The organism is Algoriphagus aquaeductus (genome assembly GCF_003253485.1).
Lineage (GTDB): Bacteria > Bacteroidota > Bacteroidia > Cytophagales > Cyclobacteriaceae > Algoriphagus > Algoriphagus aquaeductus.
The window spans coordinates 90,827-111,585 of record NZ_QKTX01000016.1 but is presented as its reverse complement, the minus strand read 5'-3'; the positions used below and the strand labels follow the sequence as shown (position 1 = coordinate 111,585).

The window sequence follows — 20,759 nt, the reverse complement described above, 5'->3', positions numbered from 1 at the left end:
CAGTCAACACGAGTAGAAAATGTGAAAAATTGGTCTGAAAAAAACATCGGGCAAACCACTCTTTCCAAGAGATTAAAAACCTTAAAGTGGGATGCAAATAAAAAACCAAAAATGGCACAAATTTGACACCCCACCTGTCAGGTCTTACCTTAATTTTAAAGCAGTTTAAAAGCCATTTCCCGATACTTTTTCAAATCCGGAACGGGTACAAATTCCTCTTTGGCTTCCTCATCCCAAGTGCGCATTTTCAGTGAGGCTTCAAACAAAGGGTCTGACTCGAACAGTCTGGCTTCTTCCTCATTCATGGGTCCGCCTTGGTAGTTAAGTGTCTGGCGGCTGGCTTCGGAGAGCTTTTCGAAGTACTCCGCAAAGCGGTAAGTCAAGTAGCGTTTGGCTTGGACGTGATTTTCGACCAATCGGGCGATTTTTTCAGAAAACCCCAGCTGCCTGAGGTAGTCAGCGCCGATTTGCTCATGTCGTTTCACACCAAATCCGCCCATTTGATCATCCACGCCGAGGTGAGCGAACAAGTGCCCGATGTCATGAAAAAATGCCGCCAAGATCACTTCTTCGTCATAGCCTTGAGCCTCGGCCAACTGGGCAGATTGACACATGTGTTCGATCTGGGAGACAGGCTCTCCGATGTAATCTTCCTGTCCGTGTTTTTCATAAAGTTCAAAGATCAAGTCTAGTTTTTCTTCTTTGGTGAGTAGTTGGAAATCCATGTGGAGGCTGTTTAAGAATACTAAATTTCAGGAAGTAAAAAAGAATAAACAATCCTCCAGAGTTAAGTATTTGTGAATTCCTATGTTGAGTTTGGAAACGATAAAAGCCACTTTTATCAGTCAAATATTATCTCAAAATCAATCCAAAACCTAATTTTATAACGAAAGGATAACCTGGCTTTCCTAAGTGATTTTTTATCAGTGTTTAGATTTGCTAAACATTAAATAAGTTGGTTTTGCACGATCAAGGGGAAGCATGCCTTGCGTGTCTTTCCCTTTTTCACACTTCTTTATTTACTCCAATGCCTCAGATTCAATTAGCTGTTTTTGACATGGCCGGCACCACGATCCACGATGAAAACAGCGTAGCCAAAGCTTTTCAGCGGGCCCTCAACCTTCATGGCTACCCCAAAGTGACCCTTCAGGAAGCCAATGAAAAAATGGGGTATTCAAAGCCACAAGCGATCCGTGACCTACTACTTATTCATGAGCAGGATTCGGACAAAATCACTGATTCTTTGATTGAGGAAATTCATTCGGCCTTTGTGCAGGGCATGCTTGATTATTATGCAAATGATCCCTCGATCCGTGCAGTAGCCGATGCCGAAGAAGTCTTTGAAGCCCTACAAAACATGGGGATCAAGGTGGCTTTGGACACCGGCTTTAGCCGAGACATCACCGATATCATTCTCAAGCGTGTGGGTTGGGCAGATGGTAGATTGGTCAATGCCTCTGCAGCAAGCGATGAGGTGCCGATGGGGCGACCTTTTCCCCACATGATCCAAAAAATCATGGCCGAACTCGGGATCACGGATCCTAAATCAGTGATCAAAATCGGAGATACAGAAGTCGACGTCAACGAGGGACACAATGCAGGTTGCCTGATGAGCATTGGGATTACTTCGGGCGTATTTTCTGAGGAAGAGTTGATTCCTCATCGACCAACCCATCTTGCCAAAAACCTCAGGGAAGTATTGCAGATCGTGGAAGCCTACGAACTCCAAACCAAGGGTTGACATGCGCCGCAATTCGGATTGGGTGATCCGCCTACAGCGTGCCGGATCTTTTCAGATGAGTGTCTTTGCGGCGGTGATGGGCTTTTTGGTGTACAGCAGCATGTATGCTTTTCGTAAACCTTTTGCTGTAGGCACTTTTGAGGGCGAGACTTTTTTGGGTTTGGATCTGAAAGTGTGGCTGATCCTGGCGCAGACACTGGGCTACATGGCCAGTAAGTTTTATGGAATCAAGATGATCTCCGAACTGAAAGAAAAGGGCCGCGCTTGGTTGATTGTGGGTTTGATCGGGGTTTCCTGGTTGGGTTTGTTGGGTTTTGCGATCCTACCTGCACCAGTCAATATTTTGTGCTTTTTGGTCAATGGATTTCCCTTGGGGTTGATTTGGGGGATAGTTTTTCACTACATGGAGGGCCGTCGATTTACCGAAATGATGGGAAGCATGCTGGCGGCGAGTTTTATTTTTTCCTCAGGTATGGTCAAGTCTGTGGGCTCATTTCTGATCCAAAACCATGGTGTGTCCGAATATTGGATGCCCTTCTGGACGGGAGCAATCTTCTTCCCTTTGCTTTTCGGGGGAGTTTACTTACTCAATCATATCCCCGAGCCTAGTGAGGAAGACAGGCGGCAGAGAAGTCCTCGGCCTGCCATGGATGTGACAGAGCGTAGGAAGTTTTTCCGTGAGTTTTGGCCAGGGATTGTCCTGTTGATTTTGGTGTACATGATGCTCACCGGACTTCGCGACCTGAGGGACAATTTCGTGGTAGAAATCTGGGCCGGACTGGATATGAAAGTGGCGCCCGAGCTCCTCACCCAAACTGAAATCCCGATTACAATCGCACTTTTGGTTTTGATGAGTTCACTGGTGCTGGTCAAAAACAACAGACAGGCATTTTTCCTCAACCACTGGATCATTTTCTCTGGATTCGCTTTGTCAATCCTATGCACACTCGGCCTGAATGCAGGCTGGATTTCTCCATTCCACTGGATGGTCGGTGTTGGTACGGGCGTATACATGGCCTATATTCCCTTCAACAGTCTCCTCTTTGATCGTCTTATCGCCACCCTTCAATCGGGTGGTAATGTGGGCTTTCTGATGTACCTGGTAGACAGCTTTGGCTACTTGGGTTCCAGTCTGATTTTGGTAGCGAGTCAGCTTGGAGGCTTCGGAGACATTTCCTGGCTGCACTTTTACTCTCAGGCAGTGATCCTTTTCCTGAGCATTTCCATGGTTCTGATTGCGGGCTCTTTTTTCTACTTCCAAATCAAGATCAAACGAAAAACCAAACCTCATTCTCCCCCTTTAACCTTACTTAATTCGCTATGAAGCAGAAAACTGCCATCGTCATCGGTGCAGGGATTGTAGGCATGTCTATGACCCGAGCCCTTCACGCCAAAGGCTGGAAAGTGACCGTAATCGAGCGCCATCCCAAAGCTCAAGGTGCTTCGGTCCGCAATTTTGGAATGGTATGGCCGGTGGGTCAGCCACAGGGACCAGCTTTTGACCGAGCTGTGCGATCTAGGGAGATTTGGCTGGAGATGAGCGAGAAAGCAGGATTTTTCGCAGAAAAGACCGGTTCCTTGCACTTAGCCTACACTGATCTGGAAATGCAAGTGGTGGAAGAATATGTCGCTGCCATGAGCGGGATCAAATCAGCCGAACTTCTGAATCCCGAACAAACAGTAAAGAAAAGCCCCGCGGCAAATCCCAAAGGATTGAAAGGGGCACTTTGGACGGAGGAGGAAGTAATCGTGGATCCACGTGAGGCAATTTTCAAAACTGGTAAGTATCTGGAAAGTCTACCTAATGTGGAGTTTGTCTGGAAGCGGGCAGTAAGCAGAATCGAAGGCAATACGGTCTATTCGGGGCAAAAAAGCTGGTCAGCTGATCGGATCTTTGTGTGTAGCGGGGCGGATTTTGAGACGCTGTATCCTGAGATTTTTGAGGCTAGTCCGATCACGAAGTGTAAGCTACAGATGATGCGATTGGTGAAGCAGCCAGATAATTGGAGAATCGGACCACCGCTGTGTGCGGGCTTGAGTTTTATCCACTACAAAGGATTCCAGGTGGCAACCTCTCTGGAAAAGCTCAAAGAGGTCTATCACCACCAATACCCTGATTTGATTTCTTGGGGCATTCACGTGATGGTCTCACAAAATGGCCTCGGCGAACTCACCATCGGAGACAGTCATGAATATGGGCTCGACCTTTCCCCTTTTGATCGGGAGGATGTGAACCGGATGATTTTGGAATTTTTGAAAGGCTTTGCGCAGTTTAAGGATTGGAGCATTGGATCGGCTTGGCATGGGATTTACCCCAAAATGACCAATGGGGCTATCGAATGGATTCAGCAAATCGACGAGGTCGTCACCATTGTCAATGGCATGGGAGGAAATGGCATGACCCTGTCTTTTGGATTGGGTGAGGAAGTAGTGGCTGAAATGGGAGAATGAGGATGGAAAATCTCTTGGCTTAAGCTGAAATACTCTTGAAACACAGTTGAAATAATCACGACTTCGTCGTGTGAAATAAGAGTTGAATGGTGGAAGTTTTTAAAAAAACTAGGTGATAGATTATTCTATCGTCCTATTTCATCGACTGCAGGGAGGTTTATTTCGCGAAGCGTATTTCTAAATACATGTTTCGCAAAGCGTTTTTATCAAAGCGTATTTCAGGAAGAATATTTTAGAAATTCAATTCACCAATTTTTCCTTAGTTTACTTTCCTAAATCCCCTTACTTTATTTCATGGAACAGGAAGTAATTGTTCAGATCAGCAACAAGCTCAAGAGTATTCGCAAAGACCGGAATCTTACGCTACAGGAAGTGGCAGATCGGGCGGGCGTGACCAAAGGGCTGATTTCGCAGATCGAAAATAGCCGGACCATTCCTTCCTTGCTGGTCTTAATTCAAATTGTGAAGGCCTTGGAAGTGGGCTTGGATGAGTTTTTCAATGATCTGAATTTTTACGGAAAAGAAGGGAAACTCTTGATTCAGAGAAAAGAGCAATACCAACGCTTCGAAAAAGAACCTGCCTCAGGCTATGAGTATTTCCGGATTTTCACCAAAAAAGTAAATGCCTGCACCATTGACATCGTTTTGCTGGAGATTCAGTCCGGTGCGCAACGAGATTTTGTAAAAACGGAAGCATTCGAGTACAAATACATGATCTCGGGTTCGGTGCGATACGTTTTCCAAGATCAAGAGATCGAACTTCACGAGGGTGACTCCATGCTGTTTGATGGGCGAATGGAGCATAATCCGATCAATATTGGAGATCAAATAGCTAGAATGCTCGTCATATATTTTTTTGAAGTGGGTTGAAAGTGTTTTTGGTGTACCTGCTGTAAGGAATGATGGTATTTTTGAAGAATTGAGTGTTGTCACTCAAGCTAGCGAAAGGATTGGGAAATGAATTTAATTTTGTTCATTTTCTCTTCTTGTATATTTCTTCTAGTTGCTTGCCTCTCCTAATTCTGAATTTCCCCGAAAACATGCCTCATCCCCTCGATAATCCCATCTGGAATGCCCTAAATACGGGAAGCCAAATTCTTTCTTTTGGCACGGACCGAGTTCGATTGATCGATCGGGACATGGGATTTTTTGCCGGGATGCCTGCGTATGAGTCTGAAAATCTGGATGAGCTATACGACTTCCTCGAGCCAGGCCAACGGGTAATTCTTTTCCCTCCGGGGCATTTGGTTTTGGATGAAAAATGGGCTGTTCACAACGATCATGAACTTCTTCAGATGGTCTGCGAGCGGGATTTTTCCCAGATCGAACCAAACTCTCAAATCCATCATCTAAATGAAAGTCACATCCCTGAGATGTTGGCCCTGACTCAACTCACCAAGCCGGGTCCGTTTTTGTCCAAGACCATTGAATTCGGGGATTATTTCGGTTTTTTCTCCGAAGGGAAATTGGTGTCCATGGCGGGTTCCAGGTTGAGTCCAAGTCCTTACACCGAAGTCAGCGCGGTCTGTACCCATCCCGATTTTGCGGGTCAAGGGATTTCCAGAAAAGTCATTCCTTTTGTTCTTCAGCGAATTCAGCAGCGAGGAAGTACTCCGTTTCTTCACCTCTATCCGGAAAATTCCCCTGCCTTTAAATTATATTCCAACTTAGGATTTGTGTCCAGAGCGATGCTGCGGGTATATATGCTGGAGAAATAGCCTTGAGCACCACTTATGGAAGAATTGGACAGGCAAAACAGATTTGATTTTTCGGTAATATTTCGGCCGAAATCTTCATTTTAATGGCCTATGTTACCAAAAGGTAAAGCCTGATTTTTGATGAGAAACCTTGTTTTTTGGGTGGAAAAGCCGGCTTAACACAGGCTTAATTCATTTTTTAATAAACTCTCCTTTACACTTAGGGAACAGGCACGGGGTACGTTTGCGGCATATTTTCTAACCAACCCACACGTATTTCAAAATTTTACTCCATGTTTTCTTCCAAGTTGAAATGGCTGGGAATGCTGTTGACTGCGCTGCTTTTGGCGGTCCAGGTCATTCAAGCCCAGCAAATCCGAATTACGGGTGTCGTCACCGATACCCAGAATGAGCCTCTCCCAGGCGCAACTGTAGTAGTCAAAGGCACCAATCGAGGTACGATCACCGATGTAGAAGGGAAGTATGCCATTCAGGCCGCTTCCGGTGAAGTACTGGTTTTTTCATTTGTAGGTTTTGAGTCGGTCGAGCGAACCATCGGCAACTCTACTACAGTTTCTGTAAGTCTGAGTGAAGGATTGGCCCTCAGTGAAGTGGTGGTTACCGCGCTTGGAATTCAGAGAGAGGAAAAAGCGCTTGGGTATGCTACCCAGAAAATCGGTTCAGAAGACCTGCTCGAGGCCAGATCCAACAACTGGTCGGATGCCTTGCGTGGAAAAGTGGCCGGACTGAATGTACTCAGTGCAGGATCAGGGCCGATGAATTCTGCTCAAATCAGTCTTCGGGGAAATAATTCCCTTAACCCCAACGGAAATTTTGCCCTGATCGTGGTTGATGGAGTTCCAATGAATTCTGGATTGACTTCTTCAGGAGTGGGAAATGCCTATGGTGCAGGCTCCGGAAGTGATGTCCCGGTGGATTTCGGAAATGGAATCGCGGATCTCAATCCGGATGATATCGAAAATATCACCGTGCTCAAAGGCGCCAGCGCTACCGCGCTCTACGGTAGCCGTGCTGCAAACGGAGCCTTGATCATCACGACCAAAGGAGGCGCCAAGCGTACCAAAGGAATTGGCGTGACAGTGAATACCAATGTCAGCTTCAATGACGTCCTGCGTTGGCCGGATTATCAATATGAATATGGACAGGGAACAGGTCGTGCATTCAATGCAGACGGTGAGTTGTACTATTCTTATGGGGCCTCGGCCGATGGGGCAAGTACCGGTGGAACCAGTTCGGCTTTCGGGCCAAAATTTGACGGACAATCTTATTTTCAATACGATCCTACCCTCGAAGGCCAATCTGCCGAGCGCCAGCTTTGGAGACCTTATCGGGATAACATCAAAGGTTTTTGGAGGACAGGATTCAACGTGGTAAACAATGTGGCTATTGAAGGAAATCATGCTGGTGGTTCGGCAAGAGCTTCATTTACCCATACCAAAAACGAGTGGATCATGCCCAATACCGGCTTTGAGCGATTTGTGGCAGCCCTTTCAGTCACTCAGAATATTTCTGATAAGCTCAAGCTCAACGCCAAAGCCAACTACACCAATAAGCGGAGTGACAACCTTCCTGCCACAGGATACAACAATCAGTCGATCGCTTATTTTATGATTTTCCAGAATCCCAATGTGGATTTGGATTGGTATCGACCCATTTGGAAATCAGGTCAGACCAATGTTGCGCAAGTGCATCCATTCAGTTCATTCATCGACAATCCGTATCTGATTGCCTATGAGATGACCAATGCGGTCAACAATAATGCTTTCTTGGGCAATATCTCTGCTGCCTATACATTCAACGAACACTTTGACCTCATGCTCCGCTCGGGAATCACCATGAGTCAGGAGGAAAGAGCTCAACGAAGACCGTATTCTTCTGCCAATTACCAGCGCGGGTTTTACAAGGAGCAGGATATCACCAACTATGAGATCAATTCCGATTTTCTTTTTACCTACCGGGGAAAAATCTCCGATAAAATCAACCTAAGCTCCAGCGTGGGTGCCAACCAAATGAAGCGGAATTACAGGCTGATCAGTGCAGAGGTGATTGGTTTGGTGATCCCCGGTGTCTACAAATTAGCCAATGGGATCAATAACCCAACGGTCTCCACGAGTGACAATAACCGGGTGATCAATTCGGTGTATGGTCTGGCTACCTTGGATTGGGACGAGAAAATCTTTGTGGATATCACCGGTCGAAATGACTGGTCGAGTACCCTCCCGGTTCAAAACAACAGCTTTTTCTACCCATCAGTAAGCACCAGTTTTGTGCTTTCGGATATGTTTTCGTTGCCAAAGCCGGTTTCCTTTGCCAAGCTGAGAGTGGCCGGAGCTCAAGTGGGAAATGATACCGAACCCTATCGAACCTCGAAGTATTACGGCCAAAGCGAGTTCCCCGGTTCCGCTTCAGTTCCTACTACACTTTATAATGTGGACTTCAAGCCGGAAATCACCACTTCCTTTGAAACAGGTTTGGAGTTGATTTTTCTCGATCGTCGCTTAGCCTTGGATCTCAACTATTATGTGTCTGAGACCAAAAACCAGATCATTCAGGTGCCGGTGGATATTGTGACCGGATTTTCCAGTGCAATTTTGAATGCCGGAACAGTGCAGAATAAAGGCTGGGAGGTGATTCTCAACGGCACCCCAGTGAGAAGGGGCGCTTTTGAATGGAATTCTACCTTCACCTGGGCCAGAAACCGAAACAAGGTCCTTTCCCTTCCTGACGAAGTGGAAGGCAGCCAGGTGATCGGTGTGGGCGGCAATGCCACGATTATTGCCAAACTAGGCGGAACTACAGGTGATATTTATGGATTTGGATTTGTTCGTTCTCCGGAAGGGGAAATTGTCTATGGTTCCAATGGTCTTCCGCTCCGTCCTCAGGAGATTCAGTACATCGGCAATGCTTACGCAGATTGGAAGGGTGGATTGAGAAATGAATTCGTCTATAAAAACATCCGAATGTCGGTGCTTTTTGACGGGCAATATGGAGGAATTGTGTATTCGCAAACCCACCACAAAATGGCCGAGCAAGGCAAGCTCAAGAGTACTTTAGTGGGAAGGGAAGATGGATTTATTGTGGGGGATGGGGTAGTTCAAAATGCGGACGGTACCTATTCTCCAAATACGACTCAGGTCAATTTGGCCACGTATTACGGTGACTTTTACCGTCGTGCCAATGTGGAGTCCAACTCCTTTGACGCCTCGTTTGTAAAACTTCGGGAAATGCGGGTGGAGTACGCTTTACCGGCGCGGGTCTTGAGCAAAACCTCAATCCGTTCCGCTTCCATTGCCTTCTATGGGAGGGATCTCGCGATGTGGACCAAGTTCCCGATTTTCGACCCGGAGACAGCCGCACTCAATGGTTCCACGCTCCTTCCCGGTGTAGAAATGGGCCAATTGCCCACCCCGCGCACTTTTGGAGCCAATCTTACCCTCAAATTTTAATATCCATCAGCCATGAAGATAATCAGAACACTCACTGCTCTTCTGACCTTTTCCCTTGCATTTGCCTGTACGGGAAATTTCGAAGAAATCAATACCGATCCCAACCGGATAGACCAAATCAGTCCGGGGACCTTACTCAATCCTATTCTTTATGGAGTAAGCAGCTTCAATACCGAACGTGCTGACGCCTTTACTTTTCAGATTATGCAAGTGGCTTTGCCATTTCCAAGTGCCAATGGTGGCCTCCATCGCTACGATGTGTCCGAATCAGCAGGCAATTCTACCTGGAACACCTATTACCGCTGGCTGGTCAATATCCGGGAAATGAAGGATGCGGCCATCAAAGCCCAAGATCCCAATTATGAAGCGATTGCGTTGACCTTGGAAGCTTGGGTAGCGAGTCAGTTGACGGATTCTTTTGGAGACGCTCCCTTCACGGAGGCAAGTAAAGGCGAGCAAGGGGTTTTTCAGGCAAAATTTGACACGCAGGAGCAGATCTATGCTGCCATTTTGGAGAATTTGGAAAAAGCCAATAGCCTTTACAATCCTGCAAGGGCGATGGTCTTTGGTGAAGATATTTTGTTTGGAAACCAGGTAGCACGATGGAGAAAATTCACCAATTCTCTTCACCTCAGACTTCTCCTTCGCGTGTCAGGTAAGCAGCCAGCAGCTTTGCAAAAGATGGCTTCGATCTTGGGTAATCCGATTCAATATCCTGTTTTTGTCAATACTGCCGAATCTGCTATCCTGAAAATTACCGGGGTGGTACCCAACATTTCTCCATGGGGAAGAGCAATTGACTTTACGACTTTCCGGGCTGTTTCAGAGTTTTTTGTAGATCGATTGAATGAGCTGGAGGATCCCAGACGTCAAAAATTCATGACGACTGCTCGAGCACTTAATGGAACCACACAGATCGGATACAAGGGAATTCCTTCAGGATATGGAGGGACTGAATCCCAGTTTCAGTTTATTCCTTCCAACCACAACATTGCTTTGGTCCAGGCACCGATGATTTCGCTGATCATGACTTACGCGGAGTTGGAATTTATCAAAGCAGAGCTGGCACAGAAGGGGGTAATAGCCGGAGATGCCAAGGTTTTTTATGAGAATGCCGTGAAGGCGGCTATGGAGCAGTGGGGAGTGGTCACACCCTCCAATTATTTTCAAAATCCCAATGCGGCCTATAATGGAAGCTTGGAGCGGATCATGCTTCAGAAGTATATTGGGTTGTATTTCAATGATTATCAGCAGTGGTTTGAATACCGTCGTACCGGATTTCCGGTGTTGCCCAAAGCTTCCGGAATGATCAATGATCAGCGTGTGCCGGTACGATTCCGCTATCCGGTGACCACACAGGTCAACAATCCGGTCAATTACAAAGAAGCAGTCGCCCGAATGGGAGGAGATGATATCAATACAAAAGTTTGGTGGGAAAAATGAAATGCCCATGAGAAAATGCTTCTCACACAGGAGGGTGATTATACAGGGCATTCCATGTGGCAAATGAAAATCAAATTATAAACACATGAAAACAAAACAATTGATTTGCATACTTGCCCTGAGCATAGTCTCAGCGGGAGTCAGTGCGCAGCAACTGGCCAAAGGCTATGTGTATGCGGACCTAAACCAAAACGGCAAAAGAGATCGCCGGGAGGCGGGAATCTCCGGAGTGGGGGTTTCCAACGGGCAGCAGGTGGTCAGTACCGATGCCAAAGGCTACTACGAAATCCCGGTTTCCGATGGGCAGCTGGTGTTTGTGATCAAGCCCAGTGGCTATCAAGTCAGCTTGGATGAGCTCAACAGGCCTCAGTTTTTTTACATTCACAAGCCGGAAGGTTCGCCTCAGTTGAAATATGCAGGAAGTGCTCCGACCGGGCCTTTGCCCAAAGAGATCAACTTTGGCTTGACTCCAAAAGCCGAATCTGAGGAGTTTACCGCATTGATTTTTGGAGATCCTCAGCCCTACAACTTGGAAGAGGTGGACTTTTTTGACCGGGGGATTGTCCGGGAAGTAGAAGGGATTCAGGATGTGGCTTTTGGACTTTCGCTGGGAGATTTGGTGGGCGATGATTTGGATCTTTTCACTCCCTATGCCAAGGCGGTTGCCAAAGTAGGTCTACCCTGGTACAATGTCATGGGCAACCATGACGAAAATTACGATGTGGATCGGGACGAACTCGCGGACGAAACCTTTGAAGCTCATTTTGGACCGAGCACTTACGCGTTCAATGTGGGTAAAGTCCACTTTATCGTCCTTGATGATATCCTTTGGCCCGATCCACGGGATGGACAGGGATACTGGGGAGGCATGCGTCCTGACCAGCTGGACTTTGTGGAGAATGACCTCAAGCTGGTTCCAAAAGATCACCTGATCGTCATTTCCATGCATATTCCACTAGCTGAGGAAGGTGATTCTTTCCGGGATGAAGACCGTCAGCGCCTGTTTGACTTGCTGGCCGATTATCCTCATACCTTCTCCATGTCGGCTCATACCCATTTGCAAAAGCAGGATTACTTTGGAAAAGAAGATGGCTGGAAGCAAGAAAAGCCGCATCACCACTACAATGTGGGCACCACCTCAGGCGATTGGTACAAAGGCGTGTTGGATGCCAATGGCGTTCCGGTATCCACCATGCGGGATGGGACTCCCAAAGGCTATGCCTTGGTAGATTTCAAGGGGAATGAATATCAGATTCGGTATCAGGTAGCAGGCAAGCCTGCGGATTATCAGATGGAGATTTTTGCTCCCAAAGTGATCAAAAAAGACTTGAGAACCACGGCAGGAATCTACGTCAACTTCTTTATGGGTTCGCAAGGGGACGCGGTAAAATACAAAATCGGTTCAGGGGAATGGCGCAATATGAACCAGATTCAGGAAGTGGATCCGGCTTATCTGGTGGATTTGCTGGAGTGGGATACTACCGAGGAACTGATCCCCGGAAAGCGCCCATCGAATGCCCAGCCTAGCCGTCACCTCTGGAGGGCGCCCATGCCGGTCAATCTGCCCGTTGGTGAGCATCAAATCACGATCGAAGCTACAGACCGATATGGAAAAACCCACACCGGAACCCGAATGGTGCGGGTGGTGGAATAAATAATGGAACAGAAAAAAAACAAACCCCAAGATGATTGCTTTCTTGGGGTTTTTTCATTCGGGAGCTAGCTATTTAACCGGACTCAAGGACACTGAAATAGATGCTAACGCTTATCTTGTAGCCTTTACAGCCCAACCAATTCTTCACCTTTTACCAGATTTTCTATGTTGCTCAGAACCCTTGGCCTGATGATCTTTTTGGTTTTTGGACTGCATGTACTTCATGCCCAAACCAAAACCACCCAAACCGAAAACATTGTCCTGATCACCTTTGATGGATTGAGGTGGCAGGAGCTATTTAAGGGGGCAGACTCTCTGATGGTGGATGACACCGGTTTGATCGAGCAACCGGGTTCACTTTTGAAGGATTTTTGGCATCCTGACCCGTTGGAAAGGCGGAAAAGGTTATTTCCCTTTTTCTGGAGCACCATGGCTTCCCAAGGGCAGCTATATGGTAATCGTGCTTATGGCAACCACGTGGACAACCAAAATAAAATGTGGTTTTCCTATCCGGGCTACAATGAGGTTTTGAGTGGATTTGCCGATGATACCCGCATCAACTCCAACTCCAAGGTCAATAATCCAAATGTAACTTTTCTCGAATACCTCCATAAATTGCCTCCATACAAGGGGAAAGTGATGGCTTTTGGAAGTTGGGATGTTTTTCCCTATATCATCAACAGAGAGCGTAGTGGGATTGCGGTCAATGCCGGTTTTGATTTGGCTACTGGAAGTGATCTGACTGAAGTGGAAAAAACAGTAAATCGCTTGCAGCAGGAAATCCGTGGACCATGGGGAGGGGTGAGGTTGGATCCTTTTACCCATCACTATGCCTTGGAAGCGATCATAAAACACAAGCCAAAAATCCTGTACATCGCCTATGGGGAGACGGACGATTGGGCGCATGATGGCAAATACGATCAGTACCTTTGGTCGGCTAAGCAGACTGATGCCTATATCCGCGAAATCTGGGAAACGCTCCAATCCGATCCCCAATACAAAGGCAAGACCACGATGATCATCACCACAGATCATGGTCGTGGGATCACCAAAACCAGCTGGAAAAGTCATGGAAGCGAAATCCCTCAGGCCGGGCAAATCTGGATGATGGCCATCGGGCCGGATACTCCTGCTTTGGGAGAAATGAAGATCCAAGGCCAATGGCAAAGTGCTATGCTCGCCCGGACCATCTTTCAGCTACTGGGACTGGACTATCCGGATGCCAAAGCTGCGCCTGCGGTGAAAGAAATGAAGAAGTAAAAGAGCAGATGGATAGATCTAAAAAGGAGGTATGAAGATTTTGAGGAATATTACTGTTCTTGGGTTATAGAACTCGGTTTCGATGAGTTAAAAAGGTGGCAAGGACATCCTGCCGATCAAGTACAGTCCATGAAGGATCATCTTGCCTTACTGAAGGATCAGGGAATTAATTCGATGAATGATCAATGAATCTGGCTCGATTTCGCAGCGCTGATTTTTTAAGAAAAGTAACCGACTTCGATTCTTTTTCCGAACTTAGAAAGGAGAGGATTGCTCCATGGGGCTAGCAAGGTGAAGGTGGGGAAGCAATGGTTTTTTGGTCAAAGCTTTCTCAAGAAATGGAGTCCTTTCATAAATAACCCCAGCCTATGAAAAAAGACTATTTCTTTGTGGTCAGTCTGACCTTGCTGCTGCTCTCGGTCATTGCCTTTTCGGACAATCTGATTTGGGATATTGGTCAGGAAAGCAATAGCGATCCGAAGTTTTTGATCCATGGGCTGTTGTGCTTTGCCTGGTTTATCATTTTTGTAGTGCAGGCAAATTTTATCCGAAAAGGGGAAGTTCGATCACATCGCAATTGGGGAATAGCAGGGATGTTGACTGCAGTCGGGGTGTTTGTCAGCACGGTATATATTTTCATTGTGATTTACCAAGGTTGGGAAGCGATGCCTTTTTGGATCAAGGCCAACCGCTATTTGATGCTCAGTTTTGCAATCTTGGTGGGGTTGGGATATGGGTCCCGAAAGAACCCGGTTAGGCATAAACGATTCCTGTATCTGGCGACCTTGTATATGTTGGAGCCGGTCTTGGGAAGGATTGGAGGCCACATGGGCTTAATGGATTGGCAGTTTGATGTGTTTGAGGCCTTGATTTGGAATGTGCTTTTTGTGTCTTTGTTTGTCTATGACTGGAAAACCTTGGGGAAAATTCATCCGATTAGTTGGATCGGAGTGGTTTGGTTTTACATCGTTTGGATACTTGCCATTCTTTTTTAATGGGATTGAAATGGAAATATTGACCTGACTTTTCCGATAATGGAAAAGGGAATATGGATATACGGAATTCTGCCAGTAGCAAAATATTCTTTGACTCCACCTCGACTTCGCTCGGTGTCCGTTCGGTTTGTTTTTTTAGGAGTGGGGGAAAATGCGGCTTCGACGCATTTTCCCCCACTCCTAAACAATATATAAACTCGGTGGCCGAGCGAAGTCGAGGCCATTTTTACTTACTGGTAAAGAAGCGTATATTCAGAAAAGGGAATTTTTTCCGGAAAAATAAATGCTAGTTTCGAAGACTGTGAGGAGTTCGTTTCCAAGTTCAAAAGTTGTCCTTTGGATTGGATTCACCTTGTGCAAGGGGCTTCCATCCATGATTTAATCCAATGATCGCTTATACCCGTTCGACTATTTTCAAGAACTATTTCAGCCTTGAGATTGAAGATTGCCCGATAGATGTGCTGTTGCATGCAGCTGCTTTGGGTGCCAATCAGGTGACGGTGATCAATTTCAGACTTCCCCGAGATCCCAATTCCCTTTCCATTCAAATCAACTCAGGGGATCGGATGGTCCATCCCACGCTGAGGAGTTTAGTCGCCAATTTGGAATTGGAAAAAGCCGATTTTTTTAGCCTTGAAAGCAATTTGGGATGTTCAGGGTTGTTATGCATTGTTTCATGAAAAAACGCCCATAAAAATCAGGGTGACCGATCTCATGGAAGGGGCAAAGTACCGTGCCTTGGACAATTTTGGGTGGAACCTAGAAATCGCCATGCCGGACGGAACCTCGGGCGAATGGACTCAAATTGTATCGCCCGACTCGGAGTTGATTGACCAAATCGAGCGATTGATTCAAGGCCTTGGCTAAGTTCGAATTCATTGGAGGATCATTTTCTTGTCTAGCTCACTTGTCTAATTTCAATCCTGCTTTGGATTTTATGGTTTATTGGGTCATATTCAGGAGGCTAGGGCCGACTGCTTTTGGGAATTCCGACCGAATCAATCCCTTTGATCATGAGACAAGAGATTTTTAAAAACAGGCAACATGACCCCCGGATCAACTATCGGGGTGGAAGTGCCTCCAGAATGGACAACCTGACCGATGCGGTTTTTGGTATCGCGATTACCTTGTTGATTTTCAACCTGTCCAATCCCAATTCCTTTTCCGATCTTTTGACTTTTACCAAGACGCTACCAGCATTTTTGATCAGTATTTCCTTTCTTGTCTTGATTTGGAAGGAGCATTTGGAGTTTTCGGAGGTCTATACGCTGAATGATGCCAGGCTCACCATCCTCAATAAGGTGTTTATTGCTTTGGTGATTTTTTACGTTTATCCGCTCCGCTTTTTGACTCTGTTTTTGACCAACCTTGTATTCCATACCGATATCCAAGTCAGCATTGGCGGTGATCAGGTGCCTTATTTGATGGTTTATTACGGTTTTGTCGCTTTCGCCCTCTATTTGGTCCTGTACCTTTTTTACCGTCGTGCCTATTCCCTGAAGACAGCCCTTTACTTGAATGAATTTGAGCGATTTTATACGCAGGCTCAGTTACAGCGGACCTTGATCATGTTTACGGTGCCATTACTGTCTATTTTGGTGACGCTGTTCGTGAATCAGTTTTCCTTTATCTGGGCCTCGTTTTTTGGGGGAGTGACCTATTTGCTCTACACCCCACTGATCATTTGGTGGCATGCTGGATTCAAAAAGAAGTCAAATACTTTTATCGATTAAAAGAGGGAGGAGTTGAAGGAGTATTTAGGGGAGTGAGCTTCGGCAAGATTTTTCATCGATTGGAATTTCTTGGAAGTTTAAAATCAGTATTACCTGGGCTTATTTTAGTGTTTAATTGTGGCATTGTTATCCATATTAACAAAACTCTCTATTTTGCATAAACTCTAGTTGAATCAACGACTTTTCTGATTTATCGATTTTATGACCCAAGACCAGATCAAGCAACTCGAAAAAGAACTTTGGGATGCTGCCGATGCCCTTCGTGCAAATAGCAAACTCACCGCCGCTGAATACAAAGACCCCGTGCTGGGTTTGGTGCTGCTCCGATTTGCACAAAACAAATACGAGGAGGCCAAGCCAATCGTGGAGGCAAAAATTCCGGAGGGTCCAAGAGGTAAGCGGGTCGCCACCAAGGAGGATTACCTCGCGGCCGGTGCCATCCTACTGCCGGATGAAGCCAAATATGAATATCTCGCAGACCTACCCGAGCATAAGGATATCGCGGAAGCCATCAACCATGCCATGAAGCAAATCGAGGCGGAATACCCCGACTTGCAAGGCAACCTTCCCAAAAACTACCAGGAATTTGAAAGCGATCTCTTGAGGGATTTGATCAGGGTGTTCAATAAGGACGCCGTCAAAAAAGCCACGGGCGATGTCTTTGGAAGGATTTACGAGTACTTCCTCATGAAATTCTCTATGCAGGGCGCAGGTGCACAGGAAGGCGGAGAGTTCTTCACGCCGCCGAGCTTGGTGCAGTTGATTGTGAATTTTATCGAACCTGATCACGGCATCATTCACGATCCGGCTTGCGGTTCGGGAGGCATGTTTGTGCAGACCGGCTATTTTGTCAAGAGCCATACCAACCGAGAAGTAAACGAAGCGATCACCTGCTACGGAACCGAGCAAAAAACCAATAACACCAAACTTGCCAAAATCAATTTAGCCATTCACGGCATAGAGGGTAAGATTTTGGAAGCCAACAGCTTCTACAGTGATCCGCATAACTTGGTCGGGAAGTGTGATTTTGTGATGGCCAATCCTCCTTTCAATGTCAACAAAGTGGACAAGGGAAGGGACTTTGTGAAAACCGATCCCCGCTTGCCCTTTGGTCTGCCCAAGGCGGACAATGCCAACTACATGTGGATGCAGTATTTCTACAGCTACCTGAATGAAACGGGTCGGGCAGGCTTTGTGATGGCGAGTTCGGCGACGGATGCCGGTCACAGTGAAAAGCTGATCCGGCAGCAATTAATCGAAACCGGAGCGGTGGATTGCATCGTCAGTGTAGGCAACAATTTCTTCTACACGCGTTCGCTGCCTTGCCACCTGTGGTTTTACGACAAGGGAAAGCGTGCCGAAAACAAGGATAAAATCCTGATGATCGATGCCCGAAATGTCTACAGAAAAGTTACCACCACCATCAATGACTTTGACGAGCAACAGATGCAAGGGCTCACGGCCATTGTGAAGATGTACCGAGGCGAGGCACCTGAGGTGAGTAAAGAAAATGAGTGGTTCAAGGCGCGATTTCCGCAAGGAATCTACCAAGACATCGATGGGCTATGTAAAGTGGTCACGATCGATGAAGTTCGGGAAAATGACTGGAGTCTGACCCCGGGCCGCTATGTGGGCGTAGAGTTAGAATGGGATGAGGATTTTGACTATCAGGCTCGCTTGCTGGAGATTCAAAGTGAACTGAATGTGTTGAATGCAGAAGCGATCGAGCTGGGCGCGACGATTTCGGATAACCTGAGAAAATTGATCAGCCATGTCTAACACCCACACACAAATTCATGTGCAGATGATTTTTGCAGAGGCCGTGTCATCGATCAATTCCATTACGGGACGGAAAAATGGCGTGGGTTCATTTTTTTACCTCTATCAAATCCCTAGCGGAGCCATCGGGAATGAACCCCTATCGCATTTTGCGATACCTCGACCGAATGTTTTAAGGTCACAATTTGTGACCTTGAAGAATCTACCTGATTTGAAGTCGCAATTTGCGACCGCAAAGAGAAATTTTGCGGATCTGATTTTCAATTATAGTCTGATAGAAATGTATTTTAATAATTCCATCAGTGATTCTTTGATCCCCGCAGCATGGAATTGATCAATCAACAACATATTGAAAACAGGATTTATACGATCAGGGATAAGCAGGTGATGCTTGACTCTGATTTGGCAGAGCTGTATCAGGTGTCCACAGGCCGACTCAATGAACAAGTGAAAAGAAACAGAAATCGTTTTCCTTCCGATTTTATGTTTCAGCTGACTCAACAGGAGTGGGAGCATTTGTCCATATCGACTGCATCATCCATCAGTCCGTCTTTAAGATCGCAAAATGCGATCTTAAAAAAGAATCGCGGGAAACACAGGAAGTATTTACCTTTTGTGTTTACCGAACAAGGTGTGGCCAGCTTGTCCGGAGTTTTGAAAAGTGAATTGGCTGTAAAGGTTCATGTAGAGATCATGCGTGCCTTTGTTTCCATGCGTAAGTTCCTCCTCCAAAATGCCTCTGTTTTTCAGCGTTTGGATCAGGTGGAGCTCAGGCTTCTGCAAAACGATGAGAAGTTTGACCGGGTTTTCAAAGCCTTAGAGGCGGGTCGGCCCGAACCCGACAAGGGCATTTTCTTCGACGGACAGGTATTTGATGCCTATGTCTTTGTGTCCGATTTGATTAAGAAAGCCCAAAAAGAACTCATTTTGATAGATAATTACCTCGATGAAAGTGTGCTGTCTCTGCTGACCAAGCGAAGGAACGGAGTGCAGGCGACGCTTTACACCAAAAGCATTTCCAAATCCCTTCAACTCGATCTGGAAAAACACAACGTCCAATATCCTCCAATCACCCTGAAGACCTTCTCCCAAAGCCATGACCGCTTTTTGCTGATCGACCAAAGCGAATTGTACCATCTAGGTGCCTCGCTCAAGGATCTGGGGAAGAAGTGGTTTGCCTTCTCCCGGATGGACAGTCATGCAAGCTTTGTGTTAAATCAATTAAATGAGGTAAGATGAAGGGGTGGAAGGAAATTAAAATAGCTGATTTAGGACGTGTAGTAACTGGCAAGACACCACCAACAGCAGATTCCAGTTATTTTGGAGGTGAATTCAACTTTGTTTCACCAAAGGATTTAGATTTTGATTCAAGGTTTATAACAGAAACTCAAACCAAGATCACTGAAAAATCTATTTTAAAATTTAAAAATCAAGTCCTGCCGAAGAATTCGGTGATGTTTACATCTCTGAGTTATGGGTTTGGAAAAATTGGAATTACTAGTAGTGTATGCTTGACTAACCAACAGATCAACTCAATAATAGTGAATGAAAATCATGATTATGATTTTGTTTACTATCTCTTGAGGTATTCAAAGGATAGGATTTTATCATATAATGCTGGAATTGTTACTCCAATAATTCCCAAATCATTGTTTGAGAAAATAAAAGTATTTGTTCCTGAGAAAAAGGAAGTTGAAAAAAAGATAGGGCATATTCTCTCCGCCTACGACGATCTAATCGAAAATAACCTGCGGCGGATCAAGCTGCTGGAAGAACTGGCCCAACGAACTTACGAGGAGTGGTTTGTCTGGTTCCGCTTCCCGGGCTTCGAAGCATCCAATATTAATTCGGACTGGCTTCCGGAGGGGTGGGAGAGAAAGAAGTTGGGGGAGATTGCAAATATTAATAGGGAATCAATCAAAAAGGGATTTAAAGGAACAATTCGATATGTAGATATTTCTTCGGTTTCAACTGGTAATATTGATTTTTGGACTGAGTTTGATTTTGATTCGGCACCTGGAAGGGCAAGAAGATTGTTAAATCATGGTGACATCATTTGGTCGTGCGTAAGACCTAACAGAAAGTCTTATTCATTAGTATGGAACCCTATAAAGAATTTAGTCGGATCAACAGGTTTTGCTGTAATTTCACCAAGGAAAGTATCGAGTGAATATTTATATTTTTCAATAACCACGGAATCTTTTGTAGGGTATCTATCAAATAGAGCGGGTGGTACAGCTTATCCAGCAGTTACTTCCTCGGTTTTTGAAGAGGCTGAAATAATTAATCCTTCCGAAGAAATTGATAAAGAGTTTAGTAAGTTTTCTAAAGAGATTTTTGACCAGATATATCTTTTAAAAAGTCAAAACCGCCTCCTCAAAGAATCCAGGGATACTTTATTGCCACGCTTGATGAGTGGGGAGATAACATTGTCTGAATCAGGATTTTCAGGATTCTAGGATGAACAGGATACTATGATTTACCTGATTTGAGGACGACAAGAATTGATTGGATGAGGGTATGGATAAGAGGATGAGTT

18 protein-coding genes are annotated in these 20,759 nt (G+C 45.8%); 17 read left to right on the top strand and 1 reads right to left on the bottom strand.

All coding sequences use genetic code 11. The annotated features are described in order from the left end of the window. Positions 1–155: 155 nt before the first annotated feature. Positions 156–725, bottom strand: a complete 570-nt coding sequence (locus CLV31_RS18250; RefSeq protein WP_111394510.1) for a phosphonate degradation HD-domain oxygenase — start codon at positions 723–725, stop codon at positions 156–158. A gap of 302 nt (positions 726–1,027) precedes the next feature. Between CLV31_RS18250 and CLV31_RS18245 the strand changes: the two genes are divergently transcribed. From CLV31_RS18245 to CLV31_RS18155, 17 genes are all read left to right on the top strand, one after another. After that, entirely contained in the window at positions 1,028–1,741 is a 714-nt protein-coding gene (locus CLV31_RS18245) for an HAD hydrolase-like protein (RefSeq protein WP_111394509.1), read from the top strand. A 1-nt stretch (position 1,742) separates the two neighbouring features. Further along, a complete protein-coding gene (locus tag CLV31_RS18240) occupies positions 1,743–3,065 on the top strand; it encodes a DUF5690 family protein (RefSeq protein WP_111394508.1) in 1,323 nt (440 codons plus the stop codon). Continuing rightward, positions 3,062–4,192: a TIGR03364 family FAD-dependent oxidoreductase gene (locus CLV31_RS18235; RefSeq protein WP_111394507.1), complete on the top strand. Its 1,131-nt coding sequence runs from the start codon at positions 3,062–3,064 to the stop codon at positions 4,190–4,192. Before CLV31_RS18240 ends, CLV31_RS18235 begins: the two co-directional genes overlap by 4 nt. 294 nt (positions 4,193–4,486) lie before the next feature. Further along, a complete protein-coding gene (locus tag CLV31_RS18230; RefSeq protein WP_111394506.1) occupies positions 4,487–5,062 on the top strand; it encodes a helix-turn-helix domain-containing protein in 576 nt (191 codons plus the stop codon). Positions 5,063–5,232: 170 nt separating this feature from the next. Further along, the gene (locus tag CLV31_RS18225) at positions 5,233–5,910 is read left to right on the top strand and encodes a GNAT family N-acetyltransferase (RefSeq protein ID WP_146250925.1); all 678 of its coding nucleotides are present in this window, start codon (positions 5,233–5,235) and stop codon (positions 5,908–5,910) included. Between the two features lie 272 nt (positions 5,911–6,182). Next, a complete protein-coding gene (locus tag CLV31_RS18220; RefSeq protein ID WP_111394504.1) occupies positions 6,183–9,356 on the top strand; it encodes a SusC/RagA family TonB-linked outer membrane protein in 3,174 nt (1,057 codons plus the stop codon). Between the two features lie 12 nt (positions 9,357–9,368). Next, a complete protein-coding gene (locus CLV31_RS18215) occupies positions 9,369–10,799 on the top strand; it encodes a SusD/RagB family nutrient-binding outer membrane lipoprotein (RefSeq protein ID WP_111394503.1) in 1,431 nt (476 codons plus the stop codon). Between the two features lie 85 nt (positions 10,800–10,884). Then, positions 10,885–12,453 carry a calcineurin-like phosphoesterase C-terminal domain-containing protein gene (locus CLV31_RS18210; RefSeq protein WP_111394502.1) on the top strand — a complete coding sequence of 523 codons (1,569 nt, stop codon included), beginning with the start codon at positions 10,885–10,887 and terminating at the stop codon, positions 12,451–12,453. Positions 12,454–12,618: 165 nt separating this feature from the next. Further along, on the top strand, positions 12,619–13,713 hold the full coding sequence (locus CLV31_RS18205) for an alkaline phosphatase family protein (RefSeq protein WP_111394501.1): 1,095 nt from the start codon (positions 12,619–12,621) through the stop codon (positions 13,711–13,713). 368 nt (positions 13,714–14,081) lie between these two features. After that, the gene (locus CLV31_RS18195) at positions 14,082–14,708 is read left to right on the top strand and encodes a hypothetical protein (RefSeq protein ID WP_111394500.1); all 627 of its coding nucleotides are present in this window, start codon (positions 14,082–14,084) and stop codon (positions 14,706–14,708) included. A gap of 386 nt (positions 14,709–15,094) precedes the next feature. Continuing rightward, complete coding sequence (locus tag CLV31_RS18185) at positions 15,095–15,388, top strand: hypothetical protein (protein ID WP_111394498.1); 294 nt, start codon at positions 15,095–15,097, stop codon at positions 15,386–15,388. Between the two features lie 22 nt (positions 15,389–15,410). Then, the gene (locus CLV31_RS21880; protein ID WP_181452666.1) at positions 15,411–15,575 is read left to right on the top strand and encodes a hypothetical protein; all 165 of its coding nucleotides are present in this window, start codon (positions 15,411–15,413) and stop codon (positions 15,573–15,575) included. 146 nt (positions 15,576–15,721) lie between these two features. Further along, positions 15,722–16,441, top strand: a complete 720-nt coding sequence (locus CLV31_RS18175) for a TMEM175 family protein (RefSeq protein ID WP_111394519.1) — start codon at positions 15,722–15,724, stop codon at positions 16,439–16,441. A 201-nt stretch (positions 16,442–16,642) separates the two neighbouring features. After that, on the top strand, positions 16,643–18,220 hold the full coding sequence (locus CLV31_RS18170) for a type I restriction-modification system subunit M (RefSeq protein WP_111394496.1): 1,578 nt from the start codon (positions 16,643–16,645) through the stop codon (positions 18,218–18,220). Continuing rightward, the gene (locus CLV31_RS18165) at positions 18,213–18,554 is read left to right on the top strand and encodes a hypothetical protein (protein ID WP_111394495.1); all 342 of its coding nucleotides are present in this window, start codon (positions 18,213–18,215) and stop codon (positions 18,552–18,554) included. Before CLV31_RS18170 ends, CLV31_RS18165 begins: the two co-directional genes overlap by 8 nt. After that, positions 18,545–19,459 carry an ORF6N domain-containing protein gene (locus CLV31_RS18160; RefSeq protein WP_111394494.1) on the top strand — a complete coding sequence of 305 codons (915 nt, stop codon included), beginning with the start codon at positions 18,545–18,547 and terminating at the stop codon, positions 19,457–19,459. The genes CLV31_RS18165 and CLV31_RS18160 overlap by 10 nt, the downstream gene beginning before the upstream one ends. Continuing rightward, the gene (locus tag CLV31_RS18155; RefSeq protein ID WP_111394493.1) at positions 19,456–20,679 is read left to right on the top strand and encodes a restriction endonuclease subunit S; all 1,224 of its coding nucleotides are present in this window, start codon (positions 19,456–19,458) and stop codon (positions 20,677–20,679) included. Before CLV31_RS18160 ends, CLV31_RS18155 begins: the two co-directional genes overlap by 4 nt. Positions 20,680–20,759 lie beyond the last annotated feature (80 nt).